This is a genomic window from Paenibacillus sp. FSL H8-0175 (genome assembly GCF_045040615.1).
GTDB classification, from domain to species: domain Bacteria; phylum Bacillota; class Bacilli; order Paenibacillales; family Paenibacillaceae; genus Paenibacillus_AQ; species Paenibacillus_AQ odorifer.
On sequence record NZ_CP150299.1, the window covers coordinates 305,647 to 327,923 of the forward strand.

Annotated in this window: 15 protein-coding genes; 9 read left to right on the top strand and 6 right to left on the bottom strand. The window is 46.5% G+C overall.

Translation table 11 applies throughout. From position 1 onward, the window contains the following. The 3 genes from MHH46_RS01405 to MHH46_RS01415 are packed head-to-tail and all read right to left on the bottom strand — an operon-like array spanning window position 1 to window position 3,705. Complete coding sequence (locus MHH46_RS01405) at window positions 1–1,548, bottom strand: sugar isomerase (protein ID WP_076126979.1); 1,548 nt, start codon at window positions 1,546–1,548, stop codon at window positions 1–3. Beyond that, the gene (locus MHH46_RS01410) at window positions 1,523–2,650 is read right to left on the bottom strand and encodes a polysaccharide pyruvyl transferase family protein (RefSeq protein ID WP_076126981.1); all 1,128 of its coding nucleotides are present in this window, start codon (window positions 2,648–2,650) and stop codon (window positions 1,523–1,525) included. The genes MHH46_RS01405 and MHH46_RS01410 overlap by 26 nt, the downstream gene beginning before the upstream one ends. Continuing rightward, window positions 2,647–3,705 (bottom strand): glycosyltransferase family A protein, encoded by a 1,059-nt coding sequence (locus MHH46_RS01415; RefSeq protein WP_076126983.1) that lies wholly within the window; start codon window positions 3,703–3,705, stop codon window positions 2,647–2,649. Before MHH46_RS01415 ends, MHH46_RS01410 begins: the two co-directional genes overlap by 4 nt. Before the next feature lie 220 nt (window positions 3,706–3,925). Between MHH46_RS01415 and MHH46_RS01420 the strand changes: the two genes are divergently transcribed. The 4 genes from MHH46_RS01420 to MHH46_RS01435 all read left to right on the top strand — a co-directional run bounded on the left by MHH46_RS01420 (window position 3,926) and on the right by MHH46_RS01435 (window position 9,134). Beyond that, on the top strand, window positions 3,926–5,152 hold the full coding sequence (locus MHH46_RS01420) for a Zn-dependent hydrolase (protein WP_076192557.1): 1,227 nt from the start codon (window positions 3,926–3,928) through the stop codon (window positions 5,150–5,152). A 281-nt stretch (window positions 5,153–5,433) separates the two neighbouring features. Continuing rightward, window positions 5,434–6,567: an alanine dehydrogenase gene (gene ald / locus MHH46_RS01425; protein WP_038568222.1), complete on the top strand. Its 1,134-nt coding sequence runs from the start codon at window positions 5,434–5,436 to the stop codon at window positions 6,565–6,567. A gap of 500 nt (window positions 6,568–7,067) precedes the next feature. Continuing rightward, window positions 7,068–8,330: a CdaR family transcriptional regulator gene (locus MHH46_RS01430; RefSeq protein ID WP_076186206.1), complete on the top strand. Its 1,263-nt coding sequence runs from the start codon at window positions 7,068–7,070 to the stop codon at window positions 8,328–8,330. A 75-nt stretch (window positions 8,331–8,405) separates the two neighbouring features. Then, window positions 8,406–9,134: a protein-glutamine gamma-glutamyltransferase gene (locus MHH46_RS01435; RefSeq protein ID WP_076192555.1), complete on the top strand. Its 729-nt coding sequence runs from the start codon at window positions 8,406–8,408 to the stop codon at window positions 9,132–9,134. A gap of 156 nt (window positions 9,135–9,290) precedes the next feature. On the opposite strand, the gene hflX is transcribed toward MHH46_RS01435, so the two are convergent. Next, window positions 9,291–10,556 carry a GTPase HflX gene (gene hflX, locus MHH46_RS01440; protein WP_076192553.1) on the bottom strand — a complete coding sequence of 422 codons (1,266 nt, stop codon included), beginning with the start codon at window positions 10,554–10,556 and terminating at the stop codon, window positions 9,291–9,293. A gap of 527 nt (window positions 10,557–11,083) precedes the next feature. Between hflX and MHH46_RS01445 the strand changes: the two genes are divergently transcribed. Beyond that, window positions 11,084–11,884, top strand: a complete 801-nt coding sequence (locus MHH46_RS01445) for a hypothetical protein (protein WP_076186200.1) — start codon at window positions 11,084–11,086, stop codon at window positions 11,882–11,884. A 50-nt stretch (window positions 11,885–11,934) separates the two neighbouring features. On the opposite strand, the gene MHH46_RS01450 is transcribed toward MHH46_RS01445, so the two are convergent. After that, window positions 11,935–14,955 (bottom strand): DEAD/DEAH box helicase, encoded by a 3,021-nt coding sequence (locus tag MHH46_RS01450; protein WP_076192551.1) that lies wholly within the window; start codon window positions 14,953–14,955, stop codon window positions 11,935–11,937. Then, window positions 14,952–16,598 (bottom strand): SWIM zinc finger domain-containing protein, encoded by a 1,647-nt coding sequence (locus MHH46_RS01455; protein ID WP_076192549.1) that lies wholly within the window; start codon window positions 16,596–16,598, stop codon window positions 14,952–14,954. Before MHH46_RS01455 ends, MHH46_RS01450 begins: the two co-directional genes overlap by 4 nt. A gap of 408 nt (window positions 16,599–17,006) precedes the next feature. Between MHH46_RS01455 and MHH46_RS01460 the strand changes: the two genes are divergently transcribed. From MHH46_RS01460 to clpB, 4 genes are all read left to right on the top strand, one after another. Further along, complete coding sequence (locus tag MHH46_RS01460; RefSeq protein WP_076192547.1) at window positions 17,007–17,480, top strand: Hsp20/alpha crystallin family protein; 474 nt, start codon at window positions 17,007–17,009, stop codon at window positions 17,478–17,480. A gap of 175 nt (window positions 17,481–17,655) precedes the next feature. Then, a complete protein-coding gene (locus tag MHH46_RS01465; protein ID WP_179086297.1) occupies window positions 17,656–18,654 on the top strand; it encodes a DnaJ C-terminal domain-containing protein in 999 nt (332 codons plus the stop codon). Window positions 18,655–18,795: 141 nt separating this feature from the next. Continuing rightward, window positions 18,796–19,071 carry a hypothetical protein gene (locus MHH46_RS01470; protein WP_405132553.1) on the top strand — a complete coding sequence of 92 codons (276 nt, stop codon included), beginning with the start codon at window positions 18,796–18,798 and terminating at the stop codon, window positions 19,069–19,071. 514 nt (window positions 19,072–19,585) lie between these two features. Then, window positions 19,586–22,240 (top strand): ATP-dependent chaperone ClpB, encoded by a 2,655-nt coding sequence (clpB, locus tag MHH46_RS01475; RefSeq protein WP_076192539.1) that lies wholly within the window; start codon window positions 19,586–19,588, stop codon window positions 22,238–22,240. Window positions 22,241–22,277: the final 37 nt, after the last annotated feature.

Here is a 22,277-nt window from a genome sequence, read left to right on the forward strand (position 1 = left end):
TTATTTGGATAAACCACTTACCTCAGGCTGAGCGTTAATTTTATTTTTGAGTTTGTATCGATACTTTTTGAGATGTTCCCATGTATAGAGGAAGACTTCCCGTTCCATTAAAGAGCCGATTACAAAATATACAGGCAAGATCACTAGTCCTAGAAGTACACCCCAGATCATAAGCCCCAGATAGGAATGGATCGGGATGTCGATGGCAGTTGTGATGAGAATAATGCCTACAAAAACTACTGCATTCGTAAGCCATCTTCTAAAAGTGACCCATGGACTGCGGTCCAGCAAATGTTTGCTGGCATAGATCACAATATCTATGGAGCGGTATAGGAGGGCAACTATCGTTCCCATCAGTACACCGTAAATTCCCATGAAGATTACGAAGACAACAGAAGCCACCAGATTAATGGCGGATTCCAGAATGGAACGGTTTTGTGTTTTTTTGAAATGTCCAGCGATGGTAATCACATTATTGGAAGACGTTCTGGCATTGGTTAATAATTTGATGACTACGAACAAGACCGGCAGCCACATATCAATGTAATTCACGTCGTTTACCCCAGCGGTATACAATTTCATAAAGGGTAAAATCAAAATGTAAGCCACCGTTAAAATCGAGAAGATAAGCCCCATAAAATACACTTCGTAAGCATCATAAAATTTAATAAATGCTTCTTTACTCTCATGGTAGCTTTGCCCGAGGGCAGCCTTCACACTTCCGTTTATGGTCTGGACGATATTATCCACGATCGTAAAAATCATATTGTACATAACATAGATACTGACGATTTTTAGATTCGTAAAGATGGTTAATATAAGTACGTCAGTATTTCTAAACACCAAATAGGAGATTTCATGGACTAATACGGAATTCTTTTGACCAATGGCTTCATAGTCTGGTTTAAGATTCAGGTTGATCCACTTGTAATTCTTATTCATATAAATATAGAAAGCGATGATTTGAAGTAAAGTTAAGATAAAATAGGAAGCTTGAACCGCAATAATGTCCACACCTTGCAGTAATAACAGAATCCGGATCAGGCTGTTCATAATATTAGCCACAGTGACAATGGAAGTCTCTACATAGCTTTTTCCCTCCGCAGCGAGCAGGACCTTGAATTTCCCCTGAAAATAATAATTGATTGCTCCGCCCATCCCCGTAAGCAAAATAATGACCATAATCGATAATTTATCGATCTCAGACGAGATCACTAGCGGGTACACGATGGCGAGTAGCAGTACGGCGAAGAAATAGTAAATACCTGTTTTTTTATAATAGCTGGAGGTGGCAGCCAGAATAGAGTTGATATTGTTTTTATTATCCGAAGCTACCGGCTTGTAAAGTGCTTGGATCGAGGCCGCCCCAACACCTGCTTCCAGCAGCGCCAAATAACTAATAATCTGCACAATCGAAGCGATCAACCCATTGGCCTCAGAGCCATAGTTGACCATTATCAGTCTGGGTATAAAAAAACCGAGGATAATCGTGATGAGTTGACTTCCCAGTCCAAAGGATAAGTTAAGAATGCTCCGCTTGGCTTTCATAACGAATCCCCCTTTCGTAAAGCGGTAAATACGTATCTAGATGCTCGAAATGTCTTTCGGCTTGTTTTGCTTGCAGTGTGACATCCATAGAGCAGGTGATCATACTTTCAAAAATCTGTGCAGGCTGGACCTGTTCCAGCGTGTTGAAATCGGCATACAGACCTGTGAATCCAACATCTTCCATTACATTGACCATTTTTTTGCTGTAGGCTACAGGGAATACCGGTTTATTAAATACCCAGCCCAGAATCATTGCATGGAATCTTGAAGCCACAATAGAACTGGCATTAGCTAACACGGACAACACTTCTTCCATGTTCGTTTTATATAAATGCACTTGAATAGCATCCTTGTAGGAGGGACCGATAAGGCGCTGAATCTCTTCAATCGCCAGTTGATCGCCTTCGTGTTCGCAAAATGACATGAAATGAACCGCGTAACCTTTTTCAATGAAATAAATTGCGAGTTCTTTCATTTTTTCATAATAGAGGTTGTCAAAACCGTTCAGACCTTTCGCAGAAGGTTTAATAACGGATAAGACGATGTAATCCTCCGGTTCGTTTGGAATATCTGGCGGGTCTAGCTGAAAAATAATATCTGGGGCTAAGCGGACATTATCCAGATCCTTAAATAAATCATAAGAGTACTGTTCTCTGAAACATATATCTGTATAATCCTTGAAAATCCGCTTGTGCTCATCATAGTATTCTTGATTTGTAAAAGGGCCAAAATTAGATCCTAACAGATAGTAAGGCTTATTTTGATTACGAATGACTTCTGCATTCTTGAAATGCTCTGCCCAGTGGTCTGCTTCCATGAAAATTGAGCCGCCGATATGAACGACGCCATCTGAGTGATCTGCCAGATATTTGTGAGCCACATTATGTATCTTTAGCTTCCTGCAAATATAGCCAATGCCTCTTAGAAGAAGGGAATCGGAAGGATACACTTTGAGGTTAGGGAGCTCTTTGAAACATTGTTTATAGAGGCGTGGTGCGCAAATTCTGAATTTGGTATCCGGATATCTTTCGCACAGCACCTTAATGAATAGATCATCGCCCAGATTAAATTCGGTATAGGCGTATATCAGCATCTTTTTCATATTCTAGATTCCTTTCGGGTTCCGTTCCCTTTAAGTAGGTTGCGCTTGAACCGGGATAAGCCTCTCTCCACAGAGATGAATCTGTGATATAGAAGCGGGGAGATTAAAAATGTTCTGATATAAAGGGTTAATCTGCGATTATCTCCTCTATAACGTCTTATGAGTTCATCCATTTCTTGATTGAGCTTGGGATAGGTATGGTTGATGTCACGAAGTAATTCCTGAATGCTTACCCCTTCCGTACCATTTAGACAGGTTTTGAGGTTGAAAAAGTAGTTCTCAATCAGCTCACGGTTCATTAACAAAGGGGAGATCGTGTCTAGTTCAGCAAAGGGATAGGTTTTGAAATATTCATCCACCCTTTTGAAAGCATCCACTACATCGAATTTATTCACGTTATAGCTGTTGGAGATGGAGGAGTTTCTCTGTAAATAAAATGATAGTATATCCGGGATTGAGATGACTCTGGCCGCTCTGGACAAGGCTTTGTAGATGAACTCTTGATCCTCTCCATTCACACAGCGTTCTGTATAACCTAACCCGTGGAGAAGTAAGAATTCTCGCTTATAAGCGATACTCCCTGTCCATATTCGCAAGCTTTTGTTCACGAAAATCCGCGCCAGTGCTTCACTTCCCGTCACGTCGCTGAAATCAGAGGTACAGCTTAATAGAGTTTCTCTGCCTTCTGAGACATGATTATAACCCCAGCAAATAATCTCGGGTTGTTCATCTTGAGTATAAGAATGAATGGTTGAGACCAAGTCTGCGGAGACATAATCATCTCCATCGACAAAAAGAACATAATTACCTGTGGCTTCAGCTAAACCCCTATTTCTAGCCGCGCTTACTCCATGATTCTCCGTTCGAATGACTTTACAGAAAAGGGCGGGATTACGCGAAAGAATCTTTTCTATAACGTTGTAAGTGTTATCCGTAGAACCATCATCTACGATGATGACTTCGAAATGCGGATCGCTTTGGTCAAGCAGTGAATTAAACATAGGGGTTATATACTGCTCTATATTGTATACCGGGATCACAAGGCTTAGATTCATGGGTTCGCTCCTTTCCTGTGGAAAACTGGATGATAAGCTATCTTAAGCTTACCCCTCGTATGAAAAGATTGTATATACTACTTTAGTTTACTTATTGCTGGCTCTACTCGTTGTAGCATCATGTGAATAATAGTTATTACAATATGTAAAATGAAAATATTATGGTTTGGTTTAACATAGATAGAAAGCCAACAAAATGCTCGAAGCGGAGGGATCTGGGATGCAGCTGCAAAAAATATTCGTGAACGGTGAGAGACTGAAGAATACAATCGAGGCATTTGCCGATTATGGGCGTACAGATAAAAATGGCGTGACCCGATTATCGCTGACGGAAGAGGATCTTAAAGTTCGGGATTATTTTCGTGCCTGTTGTGAAGAGCTCGGAATGTCTGTGAAGATGGATGATATGGGGACGATGTATGCCACACTGGCAGGCGAAACTTCCGGGCCTCCGATTGTGATTGGCTCGCATATGGATACTGTGAAAAAAGGGGGCAGATTCGATGGCGTCCTGGGGGTTATCGCGGGTCTAGAGGTGGTGCGGACGCTTGTAGATTACGGGATTAAGCCGAAGGTTCCGGTGACGATTATGAATTTTACGAATGAAGAGGGGGCACGTTTTGAGCCATCGATGATGGCCTCTGGTGTGTTGTCCGGAAAGTTTGATAAAAGTGTTATGTTGAACAAAAAAGATCCAGCAGGCATCACCTTTGGTGAAGCGCTGGAGAAGAGTGGATATAAGGGAGAAATGAGCAATCGTATCACCGAAGCCACCGCTTATTTGGAGCTTCATATCGAGCAAGGGCCTGTTCTTGAAAAAGAGGAGCTGACGATTGGGCTGGTTGACTGTGTAGTTGGTATGGCCTGTTACGAGATTGAGGTGACGGGAGAATCCGATCATGCGGGCACAACCCCTATGGCGATGCGCAAAGATGCTTTGTTTGCTGCCACAGATATGATTATTGAGCTGCGGAGCAAGCTGGGGGCGCTCGATTCCGAGCTTGTGTATACCATGGGCAGAATGAATGTGCTTCCTAATATCCATACCGTCATTCCCAATAAAGTGATTTTCACCATTGAAGCCAGACATAAAGAGATGGAGATTGTGCGTGAAGTGGAAGCCATTATCAACGGTTTGCCAGAGCAACTGCTGGATTGTGAAGTAAGCAAGACTAAGCTTTGGGGCCGAGATACGGTGTGGTTTGATCAGAATGTGTGTGATTTGGTGGAGCAAGCGGCTCAAACCTTGGGTTATTCCAGTCGAAAGATCGCAAGTGGTGCAGGGCATGACGCACAATTCGTAGCCAGCTTTCTGCCATCCGCAATGGTGTTCGTGCCTAGCGTGAAGGGTAAAAGCCATTGTGAAGAGGAACTAACCTCTTATGAAGACTGCGAAAAAGGGGTAAATGTAGTGTTAGAAACAGTGATGTTGTTATTATCAAGATAGGTAATGTCACTTAATATAACATAATGCGATAAGGTAGTCGCTTTAATTTCATACAAAATCGTCAAAAAGGCACTCTATAGGGTGTCTTTTTTTATGAGATAATAAAGATGGTTGTGTTGAGTACCAAAATGGTTAAAGATTAATGGGCAGTTAAGTCTGATCCTTTGTGTAAAAACACAATCATGGTAGATAATATTTTAATTTTTTAACAAAATGGGAATGCTAATCATATGTTATCATTCTTTACATAAGGGATCTACATTAGATGGGAGAGATGAATGATGATTATCGGAGTACCTAAAGAAATTAAAAACAATGAAAATCGTGTTGCCATAACCCCTGCGGGTGTAGTTAGTTTAATTACTGAAGGTCATCAAGTGCTCGTAGAAGCTGGAGCCGGTGTGGGCAGCGGATTTCCTAACGAAGAGTATGTCTCTGCCGGAGCACAATTGATTGAGGATGCAGCAAAGGTCTGGAGCTCTGCTGAAATGGTGATGAAGGTAAAAGAACCATTAGCAACTGAGTACCCCTATTTCCGTCCAGGCCTTATTCTATTTACGTATCTTCATCTTGCTCCAGAGCCTGCCTTGGCTGCTGCGCTAAAAGACAAAGGCGTCTTTGCGATCGGATATGAGACGGTTGTTCATGGACGCACCTTGCCGCTGTTAACACCGATGAGCGAAGTAGCTGGCCGGATGTCCGTCCAATTGGGCGCGCAGTTCCTGCAAAAGAACTACGGCGGACAAGGTATTCTTCTTTCCGGAGTTCCTGGCGTTAGTCGAGGTAAAGTGAGTATCATTGGCGGCGGTGTAGTAGGTACTAATGCAGCTAAGATGGCTATTGGTTTAGGCGCAGATGTTACGATAGTTGACCTCAGTGCGGAGAGACTACGTCAATTAGATGATATTTTTGGAGCACAGATTAATACGTTGATCTCTAACCCTTATAATATTGCCAAAGCAGTGGCTGAAGCGGATCTGCTGGTAGGTGCCGTGTTAATTCCGGGTGCTAAAGCACCGAAGCTGGTTACTGAAGAAATGGTCAAGACCATGAAGCCGGGATCAGTGATCGTTGACGTGGCCATTGACCAAGGTGGTATTGTAGAAACCATCGACAGAGTGACGACACATGATAATCCCGTGTTTGTGAAACACGGCGTGCTGCATTATTCCGTGGCTAATATGCCAGGCGCTGTTCCTAAGACCTCAACTATTGCCTTAACAAATGTTACAGTTCCATATGCCCTGCAAATTGCCAATAAAGGTGTGATCAAGGCGATTCAGGATAATGACGGCTTAAGAAGCGGCGTGAATGTAGCCAATGGCAGAATCACCTGCCAAGCTGTTGCCGAAGCGTTGGGTGAGACACCTTATTCGGTTGAGCAAGCCATGGAGCAGACATTCACATTGATCTAAAATAGACACGTTCCATAATGGAATGAGCCAAACAGCAAGCTCTCTGCGGGGAGCTTGCTGTTTGGCGTTTCTTGCGGTGGAGACCGGGTGGAAGTTGGTCAGTACGATGTTAAAGTAAATAGATTGTGTTTCAGAGTAATTAGATACAGTAGTTGTTTGCTCGTGTGGTGTGATGGTGGATAGATTACGTAGTGAAGTTGGATGGATCGGGTGAAAGCTTTGATGGAGATTTCCGGGGGTTATTCCCTAAAAACCACTTATAACATTTGGTAATCACCAACAACTATTAAACCTTCCCAAATACCCCGACAAAACTCCCCACAAAACTCTCAACAAAACCCCCACCAAACATCCCCGTCCCAAACACCTTCCTCACCTAGCCGATCTCGTCCCTCACCTACACCAGCTATTTATCTTATAGTCAGCTAGGGGGATGCATACTATAATGAAATCACTCTAGAGTACAGGATTTGGTTATTCTTCAGGTGGGAGTGAAGCTAGTGACAGATAAGGATCCATTATTTGATCGTTTCTTCGACAGTATGGAATCATTGGCAGATGCGATAAGTGAATCGCTCCAGTCTCAAGTTACCATTGAGGACAGCAATCATCATGTGATTGGCTACAGCTCGCATGAATTTGAGAGTGACTCCGCGCGGATTTCAACGATTATCGGGAAGCGTGTACCTAACACTGTGATTATTGGCTTGCGCAAAAAAGGGATTATGCAGCAGCTGGAGAGCGCGGCACATCCCATTCGAATTCCTGCAGTGCTGGAGGTGGGACTTGGTCCCCGGCTGGCCATTTGTATCAAACATCAGAAGGAAATTCTCGGGTACATTTGGGTAGTAGATACAGGCAACCTGGTAGAAGGGCATGCCGAAAATATCGTTGAGAAGGCGGCAGGTATCGTAGGCCGTTATTTACTTAAGCAGCGAGGCTGGAAAACGAAGCAGGACAAAACGCATGAGGACTTTTTCTGGAAGCTGATTACCTCCCACTACGACAACGAAGCAAATATTAAAAAGGATGCGGAATTTTGGTCCATTCTTTTGCCGGAAAAATATTATATTAGCGTGTTTGAAAGTGACAAGGTAATCGATGATCATTTAATACTCCGGTTTCGGCAGGTTATGGCATCTTATTCCGGACTGCAATTACTATTTCTGACGGCTGAGCATAATCGGCTGATTATTTTGTTTTCCTTCAGCTTTGTGATCGAGGGGGCGGGTGGATTATCTTCATTCCTGCATAAAACAATGGAGGATATGTATAAGAGTGAAGGCTGCACACTGGCTGCTGGCTGTAGTCTCGATTACACTGAATATATGTCCGCGGCTATTGCCTATTGGGAAGCGGTGTCCATTGTGGAGATCAAAAAGCTGCTGCCTTTTCATGGGCGGGAGTTGCTATTGTACGAGGAGATTGGATTTTGGGCATATATACCGGCTATTATGGAGCAAAAGCGCAGTCGAATTCGTAAAAGCCCGTTGCTATATCCGCTAAAAGAACATGATCGCGAGCATAAAAGTGATTTTCTCAAAACCATCGCTGTCTATTTATCATTAAGCGGCAATTTAAAGGAATCCGCGGCTTTTTTACATATACACACTAATACATTGCTTTATAGATTAAACCGAATTGCAGAGATTACGGGCAAAAGCTTGAAGGATACGGGTTATCGCACTTCTATTTTCCTGGATATTTTGACGGAAGAGACACGGCAGCTTAACCAGTGGTTCGTGGATGCCAGGGAATCATGAGAATTAAGCACCAACCCGGTGACGAACACGTACAATAACCTATATTTAGAACCTATAACATTGGAGGGACTAAGCATGGTGAAGGAAGTTCGTTCACCCGATGCCCTTGACTTTGAGCGCAAAATGAGAGAAAGCATCGTGGAATCGGCTGAAGCTTTAAATGAAAGTGGAGTGGATTTTGCAACATTTGATGATTCCCGCTGCAATCCGCAGTTTTGGACACGTACAGAGATTGGTGGGCTTCAACTGAACGCTGGCGTGGAACCCACAGTGGGGATTAAAGATATTTTTCGGAATGGTCATTTATATGCCTTTGAATGCGCGACAGCCATGGTCATTGTTATGTATCGGGCGACGATTGAAGCTATAGGTGAGGAAGCGTTTAATCAGTATTTCAAGGATTTGTTCTTATGGGACTGGAATTACGATGAGAATCTACGCTTAATTACAAACTACAACAAGGAACTAACGCAGCGGGGAGACGTTGTATATTTCAAGAATCCCGATCATGCTCCGAGCAAGCCAGAATGGCAGGGCGAGAATGCAATTAAACTCGAAAATGATCTGTTCTACGGCCATGGCATAGGGATTACTACTGGAGAGATCATCATAGACTCTCTGAATCAGGAAAGAGTATATGGGAGTGATATCTCGGCCTATTTAACGGATGAATCGGTGCATCCAGACTTTAATTACTTACAGCGGTTATCTGCAGGAACGGTTTTACCGGCAGCCAACAATAGAAGCTTCCGATACACTGTATGTTCAAGGATAGGCTCTAGAAACTATATTTATAAGATCTAGCGTCTGCCTATTTTATACTTACTGAGCAATGCAAAGAGGGGGCTCTTTTGTATTGTTCATTTTTTTATTCACAAAGGAAAGGGATAGAGCTTCAGATAACTCTGAAAACTCTATCCCTCTTTTTTAATTAAGGATTACCACGTCGTTTCTAATTTGTTATAGCTCAATAAAATCGTTGCGGAATTTCTCAAAATCAGATTTTCTGCATTCCAGCTCAAGGCGTGTGCCTGTTTCTTCATAGCTAGTAGATTGAACATGGGCATGTTCATTGAAATAAGAGACTACATTACCCCGATCAAATGGAACCAGAATCTCACACTGGACATAGTCCGTAAAAACATGGCTGCGGATCAGAGCGGTAAGTTCAGCCATTCCGCTATTTTGCTTGGCGGAAAGGTAGACGTTGTCACCTTCAATTTGCGGGTAAGGCAAATCAGTCAGATCAGCTTTATTATAGGCATAAATCGTTGGAAGCTGGTCAGCGCCAAGTGCTTTGAGCGTCTCATCTGTAACCGCCATATGCTGTTGATGCTGCGGATCGGAAATATCGACTACGTGAATCAATAAGTCCGCTTCGGTAACCTCTTCAAGAGTGGAGCGGAACGCTTTGACCAGATGATGGGGAAGCTGGCTGACGAATCCGACAGTATCTGTTAATAAAAAGGTTTTGTGATCAGGCAGCTCAATGCTGCGAACCGATGTCTCTAGTGTAGCGAACAGCATATCCTTGGCGAATACTTGTTTATGGGAACCTGGATGGTAAGTCTCTACCATGACATTCATTAAGCTGGATTTTCCGGTGTTCGTATAGCCTACAAGGCAGACGACGGGAACTTCATTTTTATGCCGTTGTTTCCGCTGGATTTGGCGTCTTGCTACTTGTTGTTGCAGTTCAACCTGTAAAGCAGTGATCCGCTCTTCAATTCTTCTGCGGTCCAGCTCTAGCTTGGTTTCACCAGCACCTCTGTTTTTAAGTCCAGCTCCGCCACCTTGTCTGCCCAGCGACTCACGAAGACCTGTGAGGCGCGGCAGCATATATTGCAGCTTGGCTACTTCAACTTGCAGCTGTGCTTCCTTGGTCTTCGCTCTTTCCGCAAAAATATTCAAGATCAGAATGGTCCGGTCAATGACCTGACGGTCCAGTGCGGACTCCAAATTGCGGATCTGTGAAGGTGACAGTTCGTCGTTAAAAATAACAATAGGAGCATCGTGTGCTTCTAAAAGTGCCGATAATTCCTCGATTTTACCTGTCCCGATATAATGGGAGGGGTTAATTCGACTTGCCTTTTGACTAAGCTCTCCTACGACTTCAAGGTCACAGGCAGCTGCCAGATTGCTCAGCTCTTCCATCGAATAGGCGAAATTCGTTTCGTTCTGAAGCTGGACACCGACTATAATTGCTTTTTCTCGTATTTGTTCCATATATTTATTCATCCTCCAATAGTAAATAATAAACGCAAAAAAACACAGGCAATCTGCCTGTGCTTACGGTTCGTTAGAGGACGTCAGAGTTAGGGCCTTCCATAGGTAGAATGAATTAAACAACAGTCCAGTCGCAGGGAAGAGACACTTTGATCCCTTGCGAGCAGCAGTTGGCTAATCGGCTTCTATGGATGTTCAATTCTTAAAGGAATGGAGGTGAAGAGAATCCCCCCTACACGCTGTTGTTAAATTATCGGGTTACCTTTAAAAATGGGTAGACCAATCCTGAGTCCTCTGCACATGGGCAGAGCTTTAGCGCTATTCAATTAGCCGCGCAAAGTTCTAACTCGGATAAAGTCTATCACACGTAACCCTCCGTTCATAAAAAGTTAAATCGAGTTTACCACATTCGTTATTTAGTGGCAAATCTCTATTTATGCTCTGGAACATCTCTTGGATTTTAATTACACCCAATAATTCTAAACAATGTTTACATATCATATATGAATTGATATATAGGAGGTGTGATGACATTGCCTGTTCTGTCCACAAACACCATTATTAATTTACCAGTCGACGGTACTCGGCCAATAGATCAAGTAGTGATCAAAGTTGTCAACAATGGATCGGCTGGCGCGTTTTGTTATATTACGGGCTTATCCAATAGTGTCAGTCCCCAGGCCATTTTTGTTGAAGAGTTATTTGAGCTGCAATATCAGGAGACCTTAAGCAAGACCTATGTCATGGTAGAGGATTTATTCCAATTTAATTTTGTATATTCGCAGGAGCAGATGAAGATTCAGGTTTTCCTTGTTGATGTGGACGGTGTATGGACGGCCGTTGATCTTGAAGTGTTTCAAGTGAGCCGAATAACCTCGGAAATACGTGATAACGTGACCGTTACATCGACTGACTTCGCAGCGATCAGCTTTATGAGACGTCCTGGCTTTGCTATTCCACAAGGTCTTGCGGCTGAGATTCGACCGGCAGCTTTAGATGTTATGTCCAAAAGACCTGTGCGTTATATGGTCGTTGCAGGCGGGACCCTTGATGGGACCTTCGAGAATTATCCTACACCGACTACGGCTATTCCTGTCACGGACACGGCACTGCTGGTGAACTACACCTGCACTACGGTCACGGGTGGAAAAGTTATTATGCAAGGTACAGGATCAGGGATTTCTGGTGCGTATGCGAATCTGGCGGTTAATTTGCTTAATGAGCGACTCTCATACGAGTTCCATGATGAACCGGTCACATTGGTGGTAAACTCCCTCTCGGGCGGGGACGATCTCGCAGTCACCTTTAAAATGTCCGAGCAATGGTAATTATTCTTGAGAAAAAGGAACATTCGCATTTACGCGAATGTTCCTTTTTGCTAGTCATTTAAGTCTCTACGCAAGGTAAAGAGATCTTTCAGAGCCTCAGTGGACAGCTCGGTAATCCAGCCTTCCGAGCTGGAGATCACATTATCGCTGAGCTGCTGTTTATTCTCCAGCATCTCATCAATCCGTTCTTCGAGTGTGCCCAGGGCGATGAATTTATGCACCTGCACATCACGAGTCTGGCCCATGCGGTAAGCGCGGTCAGTTGCTTGATTCTCGACCGCTGGATTCCACCAGCGGTCGAAGTGGAATACGTGATTGGCTGCAGTTAAGTTCAGGCCAACTCCCCCAGCCTTGAGTGAAAGGATGAATACATTCGGCTGATCAGACGGCGGTGTGTCTGGGCGTGTAGACCCATCTTCCGCCGAAGGGGCTGGTGTCTGAAACCGCTCGATCATGCGGTCGCGCGCCTGTTTGGAGGTGCTTCCGTTCAAATAAAGGACGGGTTCGCCCAGCTCCTGCTGGAGAACCGCCTGAAGCATTTTTCCCATACCCACATATTGAGTGAAAATCAGGCAGCGCTCGTCTTCCGCGCGCAGCTCCTTAACCATGTCCAGCAGTCTTTCGAGTTTGGAGGAACGGTTAATAAGAAAGCTGGTATCCAGTTTATTGTCCGTATCAAGCTCAGGGATAGCTTCTTTTGTCACAAGCATCGGGTGATCGCATAGCTGCTTAAGCCCGGTCAGAGCCCCGAGAATTGCCCCTTTGCGCTCAATGCCTTCCAGCTTCTTCATCCGTTCCAACAGTCCGTTTACGGTTTGATCGTAAAGCGCCGCTTGTTCGGCTGTCAGATGAACATAGGTTTTCATTTCATTTTTATCAGGTAGATCGAGCTGTATATTAGGGTCTTTTTTCTTGCGGCGCAGCATGAAAGGTTTCACTAGATTTTGTAGGTCCGCTGTACGTTTCGCGTCGCGTTCCTTCTCAATAGCATTCGTGAATCGGTCATTAAAAGACTTGGCGCTGCCCAGATAACCTGGGGTTATAAAATCATAAATGGACCACAGCTCGGATAATCTGTTCTCTATCGGCGTCCCTGTTAAGGCGACCCGGTGTAGAGCTGGAAAACTACGTACAGCTGCGGATTGTTTGGTTTGGGCATTTTTGATATTTTGAGCTTCATCCAGGCAGATCGTCGCCCAAGTGAATTCCTTCAGCAGCTCTTGGTCAAGCGCAGCAGTTGCATAAGAGGTCAGTACCACATCGGCTTGCGAAGCTGCGCCATAGAAGAATCCCGCGTCCAGACGGCGGCTTCCGTAATGAAGCATAACATTCAACGAAGGCGCGAAGCGTTGCAGCTCCTTCTGCCAATTGCCTAACACAGAGGTCGGGCAGATGATCAATGAAGGCCAGCCTGGTGGGTCGGTCTGCCGCCGGGCTGAGCTTGCATCCGTGTTCTCTTGGATGTGTAGCAGATAGGCGATGAGCTGTACTGTTTTGCCTAGTCCCATATCATCGGCTAGACAGGCCCCCAGCCCAAAGCGGCGCAGAAAGGTCAGCCAGGCGAATCCTTCATGCTGATAGGTGCGCAGCTCCGCTTTAAGGCCTGCGGGTACGGGCGGCTTAGGCCATTCTGAGCGCTGGCCCAGCTGATCGATAAGGCTGATCAAATGCTCGTTCAGCTCTACCTCCAGACGCAGACGCGCGGCATCTTCTTGCAGCTGCTCTTCCGTAGCTTCAGCGTCTGCCTCTTCACCAGCTCCTAGTAAGTGGAGCTGAAGCACGTCTTGGAAGGACAAGCCTTGCGACTTGTCCATTCCCGCCATGGCTCTTTGGATTTGCGCCAGCAGAGCCGGATCGAGTGAGACCCATTTGCCCTTGAAGCGGACGAGCCGTTCCCCTCTTGCGACCAGCTCGGCAAATTCGGCTTCAGTGAGATCCGCATCGCCGATGGAGATTCGCCAATCGAAATCGATGATCGAATCGAGACCAAACAGCGACTCGCCACCGCTGCGTTTGTCTTCGCCGGAGCTGATTTTTGCGCGCAGGCGCGGCTTTTTCCGGCTGGCGGCTTCCCACCACGCCGGCAACAGCACTTGCCAGCCAGCTTCCAGTAGCCGCTGGCTCTCGGCCGTCAAGAACCGCCAGGCGATGGCATCGCTCAGCGGTTCGGCCAGCACATCGCCGCCCGCCGCGAAGCGCTCGGGCGGCAGACTGCCGCGGAGGCGCTCCAGCCATCCCGCGGCCCGTTCATGCACGTGAGCCGACCACGCGGTCGGCCACAAGCCGTACGGCTCGCCGTTATCGGCGAGCCTGATGGGAACAAGCGCGGATTCATCGCGCTTGTCCTGAAGGATCAGCTGCAGCCGCCAATAGGATTCATCCTCATCGGGCTCCAGCAGCTGTAGAGCGGGCCGGAAAGGCGCGGTGTCCGCCTTCCAGCCAATGGCGATAAGCCACGCAGCGGTATCCATGCCCGCTGCAAGTGCTCCGCTTCTATCGAAGAGAAGCGGGAATTCGCTGCGGAGGTCGCCGGCCTCGGCCTCCGTGCTGTAATAGCGCTGCGATACGGCGGCAGAGAACGCCGCACGTAATCCACGGCTAAATTCGCTGCCGCCATTTAGCGCCTCAAGGGCTCCCTTAGCAGTGTCACTGTCCACTGCCACCTGCGCAAGAGCCCCCTCGTCCCAAGTCCATTGCAGCCTCCCGGCGCGGTAGGCGGAGATGTCGGGAATATACTGTTTGTGCTCCAGACATATAGCCAGAAGTGGCGCCAGTTCTGTGAGGTGGGCGGCATCGCCCTCCCAGCTCCATTCGATATGCGCCAAAAGCTTCTGCTCGGCAAAGAAGGGGATGACCTGCTCAGCAGGAAGAATCACTAGCTCCACGCCTTCGCCAGCTGGCTGCACGGTTAACTCCGTACCATAAAAAGACGCCTCATGCCAGGCGAAAAGCCGCTGCTTAAGCTGCAAGCCCGGCACGAGATCTTCGCGCTCATTCATTCCAAATATTAAAGCATCGCCATACTGGCTTAATGCAAGCCGGATGGTTAGCGTGCGTAAATGCATGTTCATGGTATTAGCTTTCCTTTCCGAAGCTCCTCTTGCAGCGCACGGAGCCTGCTATGCCTAATGGCGAAGGCAGTGAGGAACTCTTCCCAGCGTTCTTCTTGTTTCAGCTTTTTATACAGCTTGGATAATCGTTTCAATAATTTCACAGCCGCTTTGTAGCTATGTCTGTTCTTATCCAGCACGAATCTTTCGGCGGCCTGATGGTAAAAGGGCAGCAGAACCTCAGGTGCATTCTTTTCCACCGGTTGGAGGTCTTTGACACGAAATTCGGAGGGCTGTTTACCGATGGACAGCTGATAATCCATCCAGGTCTGCCATTTCTCATAGGTGATTAGCTTCTCTTCATAGACTTCGCCAGAGATAGGTAACATGGTGGCTAGTGTATCCCACATTTGTGGCTCAGCTTCAGGCAGGTGGCGAATAGCTTCTTCCCAACTGGTTGAATAGCTATTGAGATTATAGAGTCTGCTGCTCAGCAGTGGACCGATCTGAACAAGCCAACCCACCAACCGGGACCAGTTCCCTGCATCCAGCAGCGGAGAGGTGAAGCTCATGAGCTCATCGGGATGGAGACCCGGGCGCTCGGCAACCTTATTTAGTAAGTCCCAAGCCTTCTGGTCATCCATCAGATAGTAATACATGCGGCTCTGAGCTAACAGCCAAGCATGTTGTGACAGGGAAGCGCCTAATTCACCTTCTGCTTGCTGCAGCTGTTCGATTTCATTCAGGTAAAGCTTAGTTCCACCTGTATTCGGATAAATCCAATTTCTCCACAGCAGATCATAACTAAGAGAAAAAGAGGGTTGATCCCGTGAGCGATCCCGTGACTCCGTCAACATCTCGCGCCGCAGATAAGATAGAGTATCGATGACGTATGGCCATAGATCCTGCTCTTGCTCGGGGGACAGCGGAAGTGTCTTTTTTAAAAGACCTGTGATTACTTCCTGTAGCTCTGAGACTGCTACCTGTGTGTAATAACCAAGAGAAGGGGCGTAAGCGGCCTGACCGACGGATTGCGTGGAAGGCTTAGCGAGCTTTTCCAACAGATAAAGATGAGCATGCAGAGTGAACAGCTTCTCCGTTTCCGGAAGCATTTTTGGTTTGAATTTATTAATTGCAGACAAGGCCCGACTCACATATTCAGGATTTCGGGTAGTATGGGCTAGAGGGGAGATACAGAATTCAAAATACTCCCGCCACTCCATTATTTTTCCGCTAGCGATGCGGTTGGCCATCTCTTTCATTTGCTGCTGACGAGTTGCATCGGCTCCAATAGAAGTACTTGTTGCTGTACTTGATATTTTAGGCAAAAAGGATGCAGCTTTAGCGTTAGCCAAAACCTGTACAGATCTATTCTGCTGTTCGGCATAATTCAACAGCACGGCAGCCATATGCTTGCAATGACCTGATACTGGACAATTACAATGACAATTGGTGAAGCCGTCGAGATCAATGGTGACGCGGTAATCCTCTCTACCTTCAACTAGAGCGTTAATCTTACGAGGCTCCGTCATGGTAAACGGCTGCACTCGATTTTGTTTATAATATTGGAACCCCCGCTTGAGGGTAAGATCATCGAAATAATAGGCGACATTTTGGATGAGCTTACTCCACTGCGTATCATCCATAGGATAGGTTGGTTGCATACAATTGGTCTCCTGTAACGAAAATGGTCTTTAGTTGTCTTCATTATATCACTTCTGCTGGCTTCATCTTTAAATCGTTAAATTTTGATAGATCGTAAGAAAACTCTGTTTAAAAGCTGGCGTGAAGATGATTAGAAGCTAATGGCTTGTATTGAATGGAAGGTCTGAACATATAATAATCGTACTGCAAGTTGGATCATGATTATATAGGTGTCATTTACGAAAGATCAAACAAAGGTCAAAATTGGTCAAATAAATAAAAAGAACTAATTTTGTTGTGGAAAATCAGCTAATTCGCCTGAATTTGAGCGATAATCGGCTTAAATCGGTTTTGTTATTCCTCGGGTAGGGGACTATAATAAGGTTATAGGTCAAATAAAGTCAAAGTCAATGAGAGGAGAATGGATAATGTTTGATATGGTTCCTTTTGGTAAACGTAGAGATGATGCTTTTGGTGTGCTGGCTAAGTCCTTGAATGATGTTTTTAATGATGATTTTTTTGCACCGATTAAGAGCTCCACGATGTCCTTCAGAACAGATATTCGTGAGAGTGAGCAGGCTTACCTGATTGAAGCTGAACTTCCTGGTTTGAAAAAAGAAGAAATCGACATTGATTATGCCAGTCCTTATTTGACGATTAAAGCGGTACGTACGGAAGAAAATGCCGAGGAGAACAGTGAACATCAGATTGTACGCAGAGAACGTCGATATGGTGAATATGTGCGCAGATTCTATGTTCAAGATATTGCCGAGGAAGAAATTCGCGCGTCTTTGAAAGATGGAGTGCTGAAGCTGGAAGTTCCCAAACGGCAAAAAATGCAAGGTAAACGCATCGAGATTCAAGACGGAGATTCTAATTCTACGGGTTCGCAGTCTGAATAAGCATAAATTAAGCGGAATGAACTTCCGCTCAGTCTTTTAGAGATGGCAACGGGCTTTTAATATAGTGTTATGAATAGAAGGCGCATTGTAGTGGAGGATTCCGGCTATGGTGCGTCTTTTCTCGGAGTGCAATGGTGGTCAATATGAGAATAGGGATGGAAAGGAGGAAGCGCGAGTGGCTAGTAAAAGCTATTATGATGCTTTGGGTGTGAGCAAAAAAGCTACTAAACAGGAAATTAAAAAGGCTTATCAGAAGCTTGCCAAGAAGTGGCATCCCGATGTTAACAAAGCCCCTGAGGCAGAGGCGAAATTCAAAGAAGCAGCTGAAGCCTATGAAGTGCTTGGTAATGAGGATAAACGGAAACTCTATGATGAAGAGCTGCTTTATGGAGCTCAACGTGGCAGAGCTAGTGGAGGGGCGGCGAGTGGAGCCTCCTCTTGGGATTCAAACTTTGGTGGAAGTGGAAGCTGGAACGGTGGAACTTATTCAACAGGAGGTTCTGGTATTTCGGAGGAAGATTTATTCGGGATGTTTTTTGGGAATCGGGGCTCGGCGGATCGGGCTGGCTTTGATTTTTTCTCGGGAAGTGGAATGGGGCGTGCGAATGGCAATCCGTGGGGCGAGGCCCGTAGTACCATGCAGGCGCAGCTGGATATTACCTTGGAGCAGGCTTATAAAGGTGCCACTGTAAGAGTACAGGTCAGTGACAAAACGGTGGATGTGAACATTCCGCCTAGATCCTATGAGGGTACAATTATTAAAATCGCGGGAAACACTCCGGGTGGCGACGTGCTGCTGGCACTTCATATTCTTCCTCATGATATTTATGAGATTCGCGATGGCGACTTATATGGCATGGTTGAAATCGCTCCTTGGCAAGCGGTATTGGGTGGAGAAGTGAAGGTTCCATTACCGGGGGGCGGAGCCGTGAAATTGAAGATTCCAGCAGGAATTCAGAGCGGCAAAACGCTACGTATCCCCGGCAAGGGCTTAAAACGTGAGAATGGTGCGAACGGCGATATTTTATTTGGAATTGAGATTGTTATCCCTGAACCTATCAGCGAAGCGGAGAAAAATCTCTACCGAAAGCTGGCAGACTCCAGCCCTTTCGAAGCCAGAGCTAAACGTCAAAGCACTGGCACCCAGCGGCAGAAGGCGAAAGTGGGTAATTAATAGATAGGTAGAAGAGGTAGAGGTGAGGTAATTACACTCGTTTGTGATCAACTCTGGTTGGTGAATAAGGTGATTTGAATGCTAGTTGCAGAACAGTAACTTATTTAGCCACTAACTATAAATGAACGTTTCGCTCAAACGGTGAAAGTCGGCACTATGGTGGGAAAAGAGAGTCAAAAGAGAGTCAAAAGTGCTTTCGAAAGTGCCAAACTGGGATCGATGGTCGAAAAGAAAGGCAAAAATGCCTTAGAAAGCGCTGAATTAAGCTCGTTGGTCGAAAAGAAAGGCAAAAGTGCCTTCGAAAGTGCCGAATTAGGCTCGATGTGCGAAAAAAGAAGCAAAAATGCCTTAGAGAGTGCTGGAGAGGGCTCAGTGGTCGAAAAGAGCGGCAAAAATCCCGTAGAATGCGCTGAATGAGGCTCGATGTGCGAAAAGAGAAGCAAAAGTGCCTTAGAAAGCGCTGAAATAGGCTCGATCTGCGAAAAGAGAAGCAAAAGTGCCTTAGAAAGCGCCGAAATTGGCTCGATGTGCGAAAAAAGAAGCAAAAATGCCTTAGAAAGTGCCGGATGGAGATCGTTGGTCGAAAAGAGAAGCAAAAGTGTCTTCGAAAGTGCCGAATGGGGCTCGTAGGTCGAAAAGAACGGTAAAAATCCCGTAGAATGAGCGCAAGCCAACTAGTTACTCGAAAAGAACGGTAAAAATCCCGCAGAATGAGTGCAAATCAGCTAGTTACTCGAAAAGAGCGGCAAAAATCCCGCAGAATGAGTGCAAACCAGCTAGTTACTCGAAAAGAACGGTAAAAATCCCGCAGAATGAGCGCAAACCAGCCAGTTACTCGAAATAAGCGGGATAAATCCCGCTAAGTTAACCTATCCCCGGCCCAAAAGGCCGATTTAATATAATCACTCCTAAATAGAAAGGTGAGAGAGCTATGGATTTCAATAAATTAACTCAAAAGCTGCAGGAAGCAGTAGCTGCGGCGCAGTCGCTGGCATCAGACAGCGGTCATCAGGAGATCGATAATCTCCATCTGTTAAAAGCGTTGCTCCAGCAGCAAGAAGGATTGCTGCCAAGATTGCTGCAAAAGATGAATATCCCTGTGGCTGAGCTGATGCGCAGCACAGATGAACTGCTTCAACGCAAGCCGAGCATCAGCGGGTCAGGAGCAAGCACGGTAAGGCGTTACGCCTCACAATCGCTGATTCATCTGCTGGAGCAGGCGGAGAAGGAAGCGGCGAAGATGCAGGATGAGTTTGTTTCTGTGGAGCATGCGGTGCTGGCCATGGTGTCAGATTCGAGCGGGGAGAATCGTGAGCTAAGGGATCTCTTTGTCCGCCGTGGGCTGACTCGTGAAAAGCTGATGTCGGTGCTTGCTGAGATTCGTGGACATCAGCGGGTAACCAGCCGGGAGCCAGAAGCTACTTATGAGGTGCTGGAGAAATACGGCCGTGATCTTGTAGCAGAGGTTCGCGCGGGCAAGATTGATCCAGTCATTGGTCGTGATGGCGAGATCCGCCGGGTAATCCGGATTTTGTCCCGTAAAACGAAAAATAACCCTGTGCTGATCGGTGAACCAGGTGTAGGGAAAACAGCCATTGTGGAAGGCTTGGCCCACCGGATCGTGCGCAAAGACGTACCAGAGGGGCTGAAGGATAAGACGATTTTTTCACTGGATATGAGTTCACTTGTGGCAGGCGCGAAGTTCCGTGGTGAATTCGAAGAACGCCTGCAGGCGGTATTGAGGGAGGTTCGCGAAAGTAACGGCCGCATTATTCTTTTTATTGATGAGCTGCATACGATTGTGGGCGCAGGTAAAACCGAAGGCTCGATGGATGCGGGCAATATGCTGAAGCCGATGTTGGCCCGGGGTGAGCTGCACTGTATCGGTGCCACAACGCTCGATGAATATCGCAAATATATAGAGAAGGACCCTGCGCTGGAGCGCCGTTTCCAACAGGTGCTCGTGAGCGAACCCGATGTAGAGGATACGATCTCCATTTTGCGTGGTCTGAAGGAGCGGTTTGAAGTTCACCACGGGGTCAAAATCCATGACAGCGCACTGGTAGCCGCAGGGGTATTGTCCAATCGTTATATTACGGATCGATTTTTACCGGATAAGGCGATTGACCTAGTGGACGAGGCTTGCGCCATGATCCGCACAGAGATAGACTCCATGCCGGGTGAGATGGATGAAGTGACCCGCCGCCTGATGCAGATGGAGATTGAAGAAGCAGCGCTAAAAAAAGAAACCGATGACGCCAGCAAACGCCGTCTCGAAATATTGCAGCGCGAGCTCGCTGACCTGAAGGAGAAGCAGCTAGGAATGACGGCGCGCTGGGAGAAAGAGAAGTCGGCCATCCAAGGGATTCGCGACCTCAAAAAACGGCTGGAGCAAGCACGTAAGGATCTGGTCGATGCACAGGAGGAATATGATCTTAATAAGTCAGCCGAACTGAGCTACGGCATTATTCCTGATCTGGAGCGTCAGCTGAAAACAGCGGAAGAAGCGGCACAGCAAGACCAGGATACAAGATTGCTACGGGAGGCTGTTACTGAAGAGGAAATTGCAGATATTGTCTCCCGCTGGACCGGCGTTCCGGTTAGCCGACTGGTAGAAGGTGAGCGGGATAAGCTCCTGCGTCTGGAGGATACGCTGCATGAACGGGTAGTGGGCCAAGACGAAGCTGTCAGCTTGGTGGCCGATGCAGTGCTTCGGGCAAGAGCGGGAATCAAAGATCCGAATCGCCCGATTGGCTCATTCCTGTTCCTTGGCCCGACGGGTGTAGGGAAGACTGAGCTCGCTAAGTCGCTTGCGGTATCTCTTTTTGACCGCGAAGATGGCATGATCCGTATAGATATGTCGGAGTATATGGAAAAGCATAGTGTCTCCCGCCTAGTCGGTGCACCTCCAGGATATGTTGGATATGAGGAAGGCGGGCAGCTTACGGAAGCTGTGCGGCGTCAGCCTTATACTGTAGTGCTGCTCGATGAAGTGGAGAAGGCGCATCCCGATGTGTTTAACATTCTGTTGCAGCTGCTTGATGATGGACGGCTGACTGATTCACAGGGCCGATTGGTTGACTTCAAGAATACAATCATCATTATGACTTCCAATATCGGTTCACCCCATCTGATTCAAGGCACCGATGAAAACGGTCAGCTCACGGAAGCTGCCAAGGATAGAGTGATGAAGGAACTGAGTGGTCATTTCCGTCCAGAGTTCCTGAACCGGGTGGATGACATTGTAATGTTCAAGCCGCTGACACTGGGTGAGATCGAGAAAATTGTGGACAAACTGGTGGATGGATTGCGTCTACGTCTGGCAGAACGGGAGATCGGACTGGCATTAACTGAATCGGCGGTGCGTTTTATCGCTAAGGAAGGTTTTGATCCTGTGTATGGGGCAAGACCGTTGAAAAGATTTATCCAGCGCAGCTTGGAGACACGTGTGGCGCGTGCGATTATTGCTGGTGAAGCCGCAGAGGGATCAGTTATTCAGGTGGATGAATCCGGCAACGAGCTGACAGTAACCATTCTGAAGCCAGAAGTCGATGGACCAGAGAGTTCTGAATTGAGTTCTGAATAAAAAAAGGGCGTTCACAAAACCCTAATGGTTTTGTGAA